Consider the following 12,566-nt stretch of genomic DNA (forward strand, 5'->3'; position numbering starts at 1 on the left):
TTTAGCTCAGCTGGGAGAGCATCTGCCTTACAAGCAGAGGGTCGGGGGTTCGATCCCCTCAATCTCCACCATATAAAATATCGCGGGGTGGAGCAGCTCGGTAGCTCGTCGGGCTCATAACCCGAAGGTCGCAGGTTCAAATCCTGCCCCCGCAATTGCAATACCTGGAACTGTGGTGTAGAGGCCTAACATGCCTGCCTGTCACGCAGGAGATCGCGGGTTCGAATCCCGTCAGTTCCGCCATTTAACTATTTAATATGAAGATGAGTGATTTTATAAGAAGTGAGAATCAGATTTGTTTTCACTTTATTATTATGTAACTCAATGTATGGCTCGGTAGCTCAGTCGGTAGAGCAGAGGACTGAAAATCCTCGTGTCGGCGGTTCGATTCCGTCCCGAGCCACCTTTTATTTCGGAGGATTAGCGAAGCGGCCAAACGCATCAGACTGTAAATCTGCTCCCTTACGGGTTCGGTGGTTCGAATCCATCATCCTCCACCAGTTTTACGAGCCATTAGCTCAGTTGGTAGAGCACCTGACTTTTAATCAGGGTGTCGAAGGTTCGAGCCCTTCATGGCTCATACGAAAGTCACCAGTTCATACTGGTGGCTTTTTTTGTTGTATATTTTTTGAATCCTCTATAAGAACAAGAGGACAAACTTATGAATGGATTCCTTACTTCATTAAATAGCCGTTAAAGTAGATGAATTTTATCAGTAGATACATAAAGAATTTGGTAGAGGTATACTTCCTGTATTATACTATTTTTGTTGGGTTGGTATGAGTGTAAGAAATAGAAGGCATTAGAGTAGACAATAAAGTCGTAAAGTGGTGGTCATCGTGGCGAATTATGAAGTACTGTTGCAAAAACTACAGGATATTCTTAACGTACCATTTCGAATAATTGAGGTTCCCATTAATAAACATACATTTATAAGAAATGATGAACCCTGTCATTCTTTTGAAGAAGGGGATTCATTATATTTTCACCTAGAAGCAGGCAAAGAAGATGGAATTCAGATGCTATTATCTGCACCGTCCCAGCATGTCGAAGCATCTGAAAGAGCACTCATTGAATGGATTATTTCATCACTGCATCAAAATTCAGGTACTACTGAAATTGCAAAAAATAAAGAGGTAAACTCAATAGAACAGCTGGGAAGCTGGATTCAGGAGAGTTTCGATAAGGATAAATCCATTCCTTTCCCTGAAGATCTTAGTGTGTATGAGAAACAGTTTACCAAAGGAATGATTCCTTTTTACCTGACGTATGAGGGAGCTCATGAATCTGGAATATCTCTTAAAGCTTTAAATAAACTACTCCAATCCTATTTTGATGGAAAGGTGCTCTTAGTACCATTAGAAGAAGATAGATGGTCTATATTAGCTGAATTAGGTTTAGTGTTGGATAATACCGATGAGGATATGGACCAAGTGGTTCTGCAGCAAAAAATGCAGCTTTCCATTGAAGAAGAGCTTGCTGCCTTTACGGATGGTCTTCATGAGGTGATTGCAAATGAGTGGGTTGGAGTCTTTCATCTATCCGTAGCTAAACCTCTGTTCAATATTGTCTCCTTACCTCCTACGATCTCGTTTCTTAGAGAAATAACCGAACTCGGTAAAAAATTTAAAGTTGGCGAGCATGTTTATTTTCCATGGCAATTCCATTTCGAACGTTTGATCTATAGTATACCTGAGGAAGAGAGAGCGAATTACCTAAAAGGAATGAGTAACTCTTCGATCCTATTTGAGGATGAGACGATATCTACCTTAGAGACCTTCTTTCAAATGGACTGTAATGTTAGTGAAACGGCAAAACGTCTTTACATTCACCGTAATACTCTAATTTATCGCTTAGATAAGATAAAGCAAGAAACAGGTCTTGATGTGCGGACCTTTAAAGATGCAGTTTTGGTTAAGTTGACTCTCTTCATGTACAAAGTGACGAAAACCTCTTAATTTTTTTGTGTGAATTGTGCATAGTCACCACTAGGCTTTCCAGGTTATTATAAGAGAAGGAAATGAATTCGATTACATTGTATTATTATATGTTTGTATTCGCTTTCATTATTAAATCGAAATGATGCTGAGGAGGCAATAATCATGGCTGGTGTACGCTTAGAACATATTTACAAACAATATCCGGGTGCAGATAAAGCGACAGTTGTTGATATTAACTTAGATATTAAAGATAAAGAATTTCTCGTTCTGGTAGGTCCGTCCGGTTGTGGTAAATCTACAACACTTCGGATGATCGCTGGCCTTGAGGAAATCTCCGATGGCAAACTATATATTGGAGATCGCGTTGTAAATGACGTAGCTCCTAAAGATCGTGATATCGCGATGGTATTCCAATCTTACGCTCTTTATCCACATATGAACGTTTATCAAAATATGGCGTTTGGTTTGAAACTTCGTAAAGTGAAAAAAGAAGAAATCGATAAGAGTGTTCGTGAAGCAGCTAGAATTCTTGATATCGAACATTTGCTGGATCGTAAACCAAAAGCTCTTTCCGGTGGTCAACGTCAGCGTGTAGCTTTGGGACGTGCTATCGTTCGTAACCCACAAGTTTTCTTGATGGATGAGCCGCTCTCTAACTTGGATGCGAAACTTCGTGGACAAATGCGTGCGGAAATTACTAAGCTCGCTAAACGTCTTGAAACGACTGTTATCTATGTAACGCATGACCAAATCGAAGCTATGACGATGGGTGACCGTATCGTAGTAATGAAAGACGGATATATTCAACAAGCAGCTTCACCGGAAGAACTGTACAATCATCCTACAAACTTGTTTGTAGCTGGTTTCATTGGATCACCTACAATGAACTTTATCACTGGTAAATTGACGCAACAAGGTGAAAGCCTTCGCTTTGCGGCAGCTGGTCTAGATGTAGAAATTCCACAAGGTAAAGCACAAATTCTTAAAAACAAAGGTTATGCTGGCAAAGAAGTGATTCTGGGTGTTCGTCCAGAAGATATTCATGAAGAGCCAGTATTCTTGGAAGCTTCTCCACACACTGCTTTCACAGCTAAAGTAGATGTTAGTGAGAACCTTGGTCACGAATTGCTCTTGTACCTGAGCGGTGTAGGTAATGATGTAACGATCGCACGTGTTGATGGACGTTCGAATACTCGCGATGGTAACACCGTTAAAATGGCAATCGATATGAACAAAGTCCATATCTTTGATAAAGAAACAGAAGCAAACGTACTTGTTCTAGATTAATACGAGTATAATGCACCAATAAAAGGGGTTGTCAGGCTTTTCTAAAGCCAGGCAGCCCCTTTTCAACTTCATAGGTACTACCTGTAAGTAGACCTTACCGAACATTGCAATCGGCTTCATTTTCCGATACGATGAGTACAATGACAATCAGGTTAATATAGATAGAGAACTGTACATAATAGTGGCAACACTTTCTCTTAGAATCCGCGTTATATTTGCCGTACCGAAAGGAAGATACAATATGGCTAAAAAAGTAAAAGTATCCCAACTTGTTAATGAATTTCAAATGGAAGTTGTCTCTGGTGAAAATGGTTTGAAAAGACCGATCACTGTAGATGATTTGAACAGACCTGGCCTGGAGATGGCAGGATATTTTGAATATTACCCATCAGAACGGGTACAGTTGCTAGGAAGAACTGAACTCGCTTTTGTTAAGATGTTGCCCGAGAAAGAACGTCGGGAACGCATGGAAGGTTTGTGTCACGAAGAAACACCTTGTATTGTTGTCACTCGTGGACTTGATGTTCCTCAAGAATTAATTGATATCAGTAACGAGAGAGATCTCCCTGTACTGCGTAGTACGATGGCTACGACAATTCTATCAAGCCGTATTACTGGGTTCCTCGAAGGGAAATTGGCTCCAACAACTACGATTCATGGCGTTCTTTGCGACGTATATGGTATCGGTCTATTAATTACGGGAAGCAGTGGAATTGGTAAAAGTGAGGCTGCTTTGGAGCTTGTTAAACGTGGCCACCGTCTTGTTGCCGATGATGCGGTAGAGATTAGTCAAACATCAGACAATCAATTACACGGGACAGCACCAGAACTCATTCGTCATCTGCTCGAAATTCGGGGTGTCGGAATTATTAATGTTATGACCCTATTTGGAGTAGGTGCCATCCGTAATCATAAAAGAATTACACTCGTTGTCCGCCTAGAAGCTTGGCAGCAGGATAAGCAATATGACCGTCTTGGTCTTGATGAAGAGACGACTCGAATTATTGATACAGATGTTCCACTCGTTACCATTCCGGTACGCCCAGGTCGTAACCTTGGGGTTATCATTGAAGTGGCAGCGATGAATTTCCGTCTGAAACGGATGGGTGTAAATGCTGCGCTGCAATTTACGAATAAGCTGACGGCTACTATTGCTGAAGATAACGATGATATGGACTAAAGCTTTAAGTTAAACTGAGGAACGTAAACAGAGTCTAATCTTTTAATAGAGGATGTAACAAACTAGCTTTGGTTATATTATCAACGAAACAGGGAGTGGGTAGATGGGTACCTTATTACTTGATCCGATTGCATTTTCTATCGGTTCGCTCAGTGTCCATTGGTATGGACTAATCTTGGGGTCTGCAGCCATTGTCGGTCTGCTGCTCGCAATACAGGAGGGGAAACGTTTTGGAATCCCCTCTGATTTTTTCATGGATTTATTGCTTCTCGGTGTTCCTTCTGCTATTATCGGAGCACGAATTTACTATGTAGCATTCACGTGGGATGACTATAAGGATAACTTCTGGGATGTATTTAAAATCTGGAATGGCGGTATTGCCATTTACGGAGCACTAATTGGTGCTATTATCTGTGCTTTTTTCTATTTTAGGCATAAAGGTTATAATTTCTGGCGTATTGTGGATATTTGTGCGCCCTCTCTTATTATTGGACAGGCAATTGGTCGCTGGGGGAACTTCGTCAATCAGGAAGCATACGGCGGACCTGTAGAAGAGTCTTTCCTTAGAAATACACTGCATCTTCCTGACTTTATTGTGAACCAAATGAATGTTCAGGGTACATTTCATCACCCAACATTTTTATATGAATCTCTCTGGAATATCGTAGGACTTATTTTACTTCTCGTTTTACGTCGTCAAAAATTTATGCGTGCAGGGGAGTTATTCCTGTCCTATTTCATATGGTATTCCATCGGTCGCTTTTTTATCGAAGCACTGCGTACAGATAGTCTCGGATTCCAAGGGCCAGAGTGGCTTGCTTCCATCGTAAATGCTTTATGGTCTCCTATGACAGCTATGGGCTTTGAACTGGGGTATTTAGACCCTGCTTATGGAAATCTCCGTATATCACAAGTTTTATCAATCTTAATTATTATAGTCGCTATCATCCTCATTGTAGTAAGGCGCATAACAGGCGCTTCAAAAGAACGTTATATGGACCCGATTGTATCCAGTAAGACTCCTACAGATGGTGGTAGTGACAACGTTTCAGAACTAGAACGAAAAAAAGATCGCAGAGATGAGTCATCTTCTATCGGTTCTGGTACTGATCAGAAAAAGGAGTAATAAAGGAGCAATAGTTAAATGATTAAAACGGTTTTATTTGATCTAGATGGCACGATTATCGACACGAATGAGCTGATTATCAGTTCTTTTATCCATGTTTTAAATGAGCTCGGTCCGGGCGCACTCTCTAGAGAAGAAATTATTCCTCATATGGGAGGCACACTTGAGCAACAAATGCAGGCATTTACCGGCAAACCTGATGTAGCAGAATATGTTACAGGATACCGTGCCTACAACTCCGTTCATCATGATGATATGGTAAAGCCTTTTCCGGGTGTGATGGATGTAGTGAAGAAACTTCACGAGCAAGGGATTCGTATGGGTGTAGTTACGACAAAAATAAGACCAAGCACACTTCGAGTATTGGAACAGTTCGACCTTCTGAAATATATGGAGACCATCGTAACTGTATCAGATGTAACTCATCCAAAGCCGCATCCAGAACCGGTTCTTACTGCGGTAGAGCAGCTTCAGGTGAATCCATCGGAGACGCTAATGGTAGGAGATAGTCCAGTGGACATTCAGTCCGCCAAAGCAGCCGGCGTTAAGGCAGCAGGTGTAGCTTGGTCCCTAAAAGGGGAAGCAAAGCTTAGAGAGTATGGCCCTGATTATATTTTGCATGATATGCATGACATTCTTACTCTGACCAAGAAGGAGTAGTAAATACTGTGAGGAAGCTGGAACGTTATCCCGTTGAAGAGCAGAATGCACTATGGCATATATATCGAACGGTCAGTCCCTTTAAAGGGGTTCGTAACTTCGTTTGGGTGCAGCTAGCAAGATATTGTCCCATCTTACCTTTGAAAAACTGGATTTACAAAAGCCGTCTTCGCATGGAAGTAGGAGATCATACGGCATTTGCACTGATGGTGATGGTTGATGTGTTTTTCCCAGAACGAATCCATGTTGGAACGAATTCGGTAATAGGGTATAATACAACGATTCTGGCACATGAGTATCTCATTCATGAGTATCGACTGGGTGATGTATGGATTGGCGATAACGTCCTAATTGGTGCGAACACGACGATTTTGCCTGGAATAACCATTGGGGACGGAGCAGTTGTAGCCGCAGGTTCTGTTGTTCATAAAAATGTGGCTGCAGGGGCTTTTGTCGGGGGTAATCCTTTGAGAGAACTCGGTTCTCAACGAGAAAGTGGAAGCAATACATTACACTAAGAGTTCTTCTTTACATCCAAAAAGAATAGAAATCATGGAAGACCGCTAATAGAGCGGTCTTTTTTTTGTTATATAACCCTTTTATTCAAATCAATGGGCATAAATACAGGAGTTTAGAAGAAGACAAAGAATTGACGATAAAAGGGAAAGCATGGTAAGATACCGAATAATACTTTAATTTGTTAGATTGGTAGCACTTTAATGCAATAAAGATTGTGGATGCTAAATCCGGTGTGAAAGTTAGGAACTATAGATGCAGAGGTGAACAGAAATGACCAAACCAAAAGGTTTTGAAAAGCCAGCCGGTGTACGTGATTACCTTCCTCATGTCGTAGATAAGCTGAGACGGATTGAACATAAAGTGCTGGAATGTATGAGTAGCTGGGGATATCGTCAAATTATTACCCCTTCAATGGAATATTACGATACCGTTGGTGTAGCTAGCTCAACGTCTGATCAGAAACTGTTTAAGTTGTTAAACAACCGGGGAACGACACTTGTACTCCGTTCGGATATGACAGCGCCAATTGCGAGAGTAGTCTCTTCTATGCTAAAGGACGAGAAGTTGCCTTTACGTCTTTCATACCATGCGAATGTATTTCGTGCAATTGAAGAAGAAGCAGGACGTGAAGCAGAGTTCTTTCAAACAGGTGTAGAACTGGTCGGTGATGATTCTCCGGAAGCAGACGCTGAGGTTGTAGCTCTAGCTATCAGTTCGCTTCAGGCAGCTGGAGTTGCTTCTTTTAAAATAGCTATGGGTCATGTCGGTTTCTTGAATGGTTTACTCGGTGAGATTATTCCAGGGGAAGTAGATTTGCAAGAAGAACTAAAAGCCGTACTACTTAAGCGTGACTATGTAGGTTACCGAGAGAAAATAGAAGGTTTGTCCTTGTCGTCAGAGCAAAAAGAACGACTTGAGTCTATTTTACGTCTGCGGGGCGGAAAAGAAATAGGTGAGCGTGCTGAATCATTGATCTCAAGTGAAGAAGCGCGAAATTCAGTGCAACATCTTTGCGCGGTGTGGGAAGTGCTCGAAGCTTATGGAGTATCCGAACATGTACTGATCGATTTAACGATGCTTGGCGATTTTTCATACTACACAGGAATGACGTTTGAGGGTTATGCATCAGAACTTGGATTCCCGGTATGCAGCGGAGGCAGGTATGACAAGTTGCTGAAACAGTTTGGTAAAGACATCCCCGCGACGGGTTTTGCAATAAAGACAAACCGCATTATTGATGGAGTGCAAGGAATTCGAGCAGAGCAGCCGCTTCCTGTACTTATTGAATATACGAAGGAACACCGAGTAGAGGCTTTGTCTCAAGCATTGCAGCTTCGAACGGAAGGCCGGACCGTAGTAACCAGACTCATGCAAAGAGTAGAGGATCGTTATCACCAAGGCGTGGATACAAATGAGCAGGGAAATAACTGTGCAGTGTCTACCCTCCAAGGAAAGTATGAAAAAGTGTACACATACAGCAGTCCAATATAGGTTGTGTAACATCAAATAAGAAAGGAGCAAGGCATATGAGTGAGATTTTAAAAGTAGCGATGCCTAAAGGGCGAATCTATAAAAAAGCGTCTCAATTATTCCGCGCAGCAGGCATATACATTCCCGAGGATATTGATGATACAAGAAAGCTCGTTATTCCTATTCCAGAAGCGTCCTTAGAGTTCATTATGGCGAAGCCCGTTGATGTTCCTACGTACGTAGAATACGGAGCGGCTGATATCGGGATTGTGGGTAAAGATGTGCTTCTGGAAGAAAATCGGGACGTATACGAACTGCTCGATCTTGGTATCGCCAGATGTCGTATGTCTGTCATCGGGTTACCTGATTGGGAGCCGGGCATCAGGCAGAGAGTAGCGACGAAATATCCGAATGTGGCTTCGCAATATTTTCGTGAGCAGGGGCAACAAGTAGAAGTTATTAAACTAAATGGATCGATTGAACTTGCGCCGCTAATTGGCCTAGCCGATCGAATTGTGGATATGGTAGAGACTGGGCAGACGTTAAAAGAGAACGGTCTTATTGAACTTGATAGCATGTTTGATATTACAAGTCGTTTGATTGCCAACCGAGTTAGTTATCGTATGAAAAATGATCAAATTCAAGGAATTTGTGATTCGTTACAACAAGTCATTAATGCAGCGGCAAGGTAATGGCGTAATTGCCTGAGGGCAGGAATGCAGGTCCATAGAGGCTAAGCCTAATAATGAAGATGATAAACAAACAAAATTATTAGAGTCAAAGTAGTTTAGATAAAAGACCATGATAACGGAATGTAATGGGGTTTTTAGCATCTATGAAGGTGCATTTCTGCTCGTAGAAGATATTACTCAAAGATAGGGAGTGGAGTGAGATGAAAATTGTAGCAGCTCAGGATTTTCGTCTGGATCGGAATGTGGATTATGGAACAAACGAACAGAATGAATCGGTCCGTCAAATCGTTTCTACTGTTCGTAAAGAAGGGGATTCCGCAGTTCTCAGGTATACCGCGGAACATGACCACGTGCTCCTTACTCCAGAAAAGCTCAGAGTGACGAAGGAAGAAATGATGGCAGCCTACGACAAGGTAGATCGCGCTTTTGTATCTCATATCCGCGAAGCTGCTAACAATATCCGTAGATTTCACGAAAAACAAAAACGGAATTCATGGATGGATTTTGAACCCGATGGAAGCTTGCTCGGACAAATCATTAGACCGCTTGATCGGGTCGGGGTCTATGTACCTGGTGGGAAAGCAGCTTATCCATCCTCTGTACTCATGAATGTTATTCCAGCACAGGTAGCGGGTGTGGAAGAGATTGTTATGGTTACACCGCCGGCAACAAGCGGCGGTGAAGGGATTAACCCGTACATTCTCGTGGCTGCTGCGGAAGCAGGCGTAAGCGAGATGTACCGGGTAGGCGGCGCTCAAGCTATAGCGGCGCTGGCTTACGGCACAGAAAGTATTCGCAAGGTCGACAAGATATGTGGACCGGGCAATATCTATGTGGCGCTCGCGAAGCGAGAGGTGTTCGGTGCCGTCGATATCGATAGTATCGCAGGACCAAGCGAGATCGTCGTGCTGGCTGATGACACGGCGAGAGCCGAATATGTAGCAGCCGACTTATTGTCTCAAGCAGAACATGATGAGATGGCTTCTGCTATTCTTGTCACTACTTCCAAACTGCTGGCGGAACAAGTTCAAGCAGAGGTAGAAAAGCAGCTAAAGCAGCTGCCAAGGGAAAAGATAGCTCGTGCTTCGATCGATAGTCACGGCAGTATTATCGTTGTTGATTCCGTGCTTGAAGGAATTGAAGTGGTCAACAAGCTTGCACCGGAACATCTTGAAGTAATGGTCCAAGAGCCGATGACTTATGTATCTTATATCCGGCATGCCGGGGCTATTTTCCTTGGGCCATACAGCTCGGAGCCTGTGGGAGATTATTTTGCAGGTCCTAACCATATTATCCCGACGAACGGAACTGCGAGATACGCATCGCCCGTGGATGTTGATGATTTCACTAAGAAATCGAGCTTGATTTACTATAGCAAGGAAGCATTTTTAGCCAATGGAGAAGCAATTATTGGGCTTGCTCGTCATGAGGGACTAGAAGGGCATGCTCGTGCAATTGAAGTCCGGTTAATGCTTGAAAAACAAGGATGAGAGCATCTAAAAATGTGACTTCTAATAGAGTGACTAGCGCTCAGTAAGGCAAATGGTAAGGCAAAAATTAAGGCGAATTAATATAGCAATTCAATATAGAAGAGTGATTGAAGGGTGGAGAACCAGATGGGAAATGGTGAACAGCAATTTCTTGGTGACGGACGCGGGGCAGAAGTCAGCCGGAGAACCAATGAAACCGATATTCAGCTTTGTTTTGGGGTAGACGGAAGTGGTCGTTCTGAGATCGAGACGGACGTTCCTTTTCTAAATCACATGCTTGATTTGTTTACAAAACATGGACAATTCGATCTTCAGGTAAAGGCGAAAGGTGACATAGAAATTGATGATCATCATACGGTTGAGGATATCGGAATCTGTCTTGGTCAGACACTTCGTGAAGCTTTGGGCGACAAAAAAGGGATCAAACGTTATGCCAGTGTATTTGTTCCTATGGATGAAGCGTTGGCACAAGTAGTCATTGATATCAGTAACCGGCCTCACTTTGAATATCGGGCTGATTATCCGTCCCAGCAGGTAGGAAGCTTCTCGACTGAGCTTGTTCATGAGTTCTTGTGGAAATTCGCGCTGGAAGCGCGTGTTACGCTGCACGTAATTGTTCACTACGGACAAAACACACACCATATGATCGAGGCTATTTTTAAGGCGCTTGGCAGAGCACTTGATGAAGCAACACTCGTTGACCCGCGTGTTACGGGAGTTCCATCTACGAAGGGAGTGCTGTAGTCTATGACCATTGCCATTGTCGACTATGGGATGGGGAATCTTCATAGTGTAAGCAAGGCGATCGAACGGCTTGGCTATGAAGCACAAGTAACGAGTAAGAAAGAAGAAATTATGGGAGCATCGGGTGTGGTGTTGCCGGGGGTAGGAGCTTATGGTGATGCTATGCAGCACCTTAGGGAAGCCGGGCTTGATAAAGTGATGAGAGAGGTTCAGGAGAAAGAAATTCCGCTTCTTGGCATTTGTCTTGGAATGCAGCTTCTTTTTAGCAGCAGTGAGGAGCATGGCCAGCATGAAGGACTAAATATTTTACCTGGACGGGTAGTAAGGTTTGAAGACCGTTCCTCATACAAAGTGCCACATATGGGTTGGAATGAGCTTAAGTTTATACAGCGAGATAATCCACTGTTTCAAGATTTGACGGAAGGTCACGTCTATTTTGTGCATTCATATCATGTCGAACCTGAGAATGATGAGGACCTGCTTGCGGTAACGGATTATGGCTTTCCTGTTACAGCGATTGCCGGCAGAGGTTCAGTTTATGGAATGCAATTTCATCCAGAGAAGAGCGGAGAGCTCGGTATGCAGCTGTTGAAGAACTTTTTGAAACTAGCAGAGTCTAGTAGTTAATCTGGAACATTTATAAGGGGGCCTATGCAATGACAGCATTCATGATTTATCCGGCAATTGATATTAGAGGCGGGAAATGTGTACGTCTTGTTCAGGGGGATTACAACCAGGAAACGGTGTATCATGACAGTCCTGTAGAGGCAGCAAAAGCTTGGGAAGATCAAGGCGGATCTTTCATCCATTTAGTGGATCTCGACGGAGCCAAAGCAGGGTCGCCGGTTAACATCGAAGTCATTGGTCAGATCGCAGCAAAGGTTCAGGTGCCTGTTCAGGTAGGCGGGGGAATTCGCAGAATAGAGGATGTTAAGAAACTGCTCGATCTGGGCGTTGCAAGACTCATTCTAGGCACAGCAGCTATTGAGGATCGGCAGTTTACGGAGCAAGTGCTTGGTACATATGGTGATAAAGTGGCCATTGGTATCGATGCGAGAGATGGTTATGTGGCAACTCGTGGCTGGCTCGAAACATCAGAAGTGAAAGCAGAGATCCTTGCAAAAGAACTTTCCCTTTATGGAGCACAGACTTTTATTTTTACGGATATCTCGAGAGACGGCATGATGCAAGGTCCTAATGTGGAGGCTATCGTTGCACTAGCGGCAGCTAGCGGCCAAAAGGTCATTGCTTCTGGTGGTGTAAGCACGATGGAGGATCTTGTGAAACTGCACAGACACCGAGAAGACGGTGTAAGCGGAGCAATTATCGGTAAGGCATTATACACAGGAGCGATTGACCTAAGACAGGCGGTTGAAACGGTAGAGAATAGTGGCGTTACCGATTTGAAATAAATTCAAGTCGCGGCTAAATAAAGTCTTTGCTAGAAAGTAAAGAAAA

At 43.1% G+C, this 12,566-nt stretch carries 12 protein-coding genes and 5 tRNA genes; all 17 read left to right on the plus strand.

Annotated features, from left to right (window positions below):
- The first annotated feature begins 81 nt into the window (after positions 1–81).
- The 17 genes from H9647_RS24000 (at position 82) to hisA (ending at position 12,520) form a co-directional block, all read left to right on the plus strand.
- A tRNA-Met gene (locus tag H9647_RS24000) sits at positions 82–155 on the plus strand.
- A gap of 11 nt (positions 156–166) precedes the next feature.
- Positions 167–243: transfer RNA gene (locus H9647_RS24005), tRNA-Asp, on the plus strand.
- 87 nt (positions 244–330) lie between these two features.
- Positions 331–403 (plus strand) — tRNA-Phe (locus tag H9647_RS24010).
- 11 nt (positions 404–414) lie between these two features.
- A tRNA-Tyr gene (locus H9647_RS24015) sits at positions 415–500 on the plus strand.
- Positions 501–507: 7 nt separating this feature from the next.
- A tRNA-Lys gene (locus H9647_RS24020) sits at positions 508–580 on the plus strand.
- A 259-nt stretch (positions 581–839) separates the two neighbouring features.
- Positions 840–1,958 (plus strand): PucR family transcriptional regulator, encoded by a 1,119-nt coding sequence (locus tag H9647_RS26250; RefSeq protein WP_191804795.1) that lies wholly within the window; start codon positions 840–842, stop codon positions 1,956–1,958.
- 144 nt (positions 1,959–2,102) lie between these two features.
- Entirely contained in the window at positions 2,103–3,227 is a 1,125-nt protein-coding gene (locus H9647_RS24030; protein WP_191804797.1) for an ABC transporter ATP-binding protein, read from the plus strand.
- A 241-nt stretch (positions 3,228–3,468) separates the two neighbouring features.
- A complete protein-coding gene (hprK, locus tag H9647_RS24035) occupies positions 3,469–4,407 on the plus strand; it encodes an HPr(Ser) kinase/phosphatase (RefSeq protein WP_191804799.1) in 939 nt (312 codons plus the stop codon).
- A 103-nt stretch (positions 4,408–4,510) separates the two neighbouring features.
- Positions 4,511–5,533, plus strand: coding sequence for a prolipoprotein diacylglyceryl transferase (gene lgt / locus H9647_RS24040; protein ID WP_191804801.1), 1,023 nt, complete (start codon positions 4,511–4,513; stop codon positions 5,531–5,533).
- Positions 5,534–5,551: 18 nt separating this feature from the next.
- Positions 5,552–6,193 (plus strand): pyrophosphatase PpaX, encoded by a 642-nt coding sequence (gene ppaX, locus H9647_RS24045; RefSeq protein ID WP_191804803.1) that lies wholly within the window; start codon positions 5,552–5,554, stop codon positions 6,191–6,193.
- 8 nt (positions 6,194–6,201) lie between these two features.
- Entirely contained in the window at positions 6,202–6,711 is a 510-nt protein-coding gene (locus tag H9647_RS24050; protein WP_191804804.1) for an acyltransferase, read from the plus strand.
- 271 nt (positions 6,712–6,982) lie between these two features.
- Positions 6,983–8,203: an ATP phosphoribosyltransferase regulatory subunit gene (locus tag H9647_RS24055; protein WP_191804806.1), complete on the plus strand. Its 1,221-nt coding sequence runs from the start codon at positions 6,983–6,985 to the stop codon at positions 8,201–8,203.
- Positions 8,204–8,238: 35 nt separating this feature from the next.
- Entirely contained in the window at positions 8,239–8,874 is a 636-nt protein-coding gene (hisG, locus tag H9647_RS24060) for an ATP phosphoribosyltransferase (protein ID WP_160036709.1), read from the plus strand.
- Between the two features lie 200 nt (positions 8,875–9,074).
- Positions 9,075–10,364, plus strand: coding sequence for a histidinol dehydrogenase (gene hisD, locus H9647_RS24065; RefSeq protein WP_191804808.1), 1,290 nt, complete (start codon positions 9,075–9,077; stop codon positions 10,362–10,364).
- A 126-nt stretch (positions 10,365–10,490) separates the two neighbouring features.
- A complete protein-coding gene (hisB, locus tag H9647_RS24070) occupies positions 10,491–11,108 on the plus strand; it encodes an imidazoleglycerol-phosphate dehydratase HisB (protein WP_191804810.1) in 618 nt (205 codons plus the stop codon).
- 3 nt (positions 11,109–11,111) lie between these two features.
- Positions 11,112–11,735, plus strand: coding sequence for an imidazole glycerol phosphate synthase subunit HisH (gene hisH / locus H9647_RS24075; RefSeq protein ID WP_191804812.1), 624 nt, complete (start codon positions 11,112–11,114; stop codon positions 11,733–11,735).
- A 29-nt stretch (positions 11,736–11,764) separates the two neighbouring features.
- Positions 11,765–12,520: a 1-(5-phosphoribosyl)-5-[(5-phosphoribosylamino)methylideneamino]imidazole-4-carboxamide isomerase gene (gene hisA / locus H9647_RS24080; RefSeq protein WP_191804814.1), complete on the plus strand. Its 756-nt coding sequence runs from the start codon at positions 11,765–11,767 to the stop codon at positions 12,518–12,520.
- Positions 12,521–12,566: the final 46 nt, after the last annotated feature.

The sequence above is a fragment of the Paenibacillus gallinarum genome (assembly GCF_014836635.1).
Lineage (GTDB): Bacteria > Bacillota > Bacilli > Paenibacillales > Paenibacillaceae > Paenibacillus > Paenibacillus gallinarum.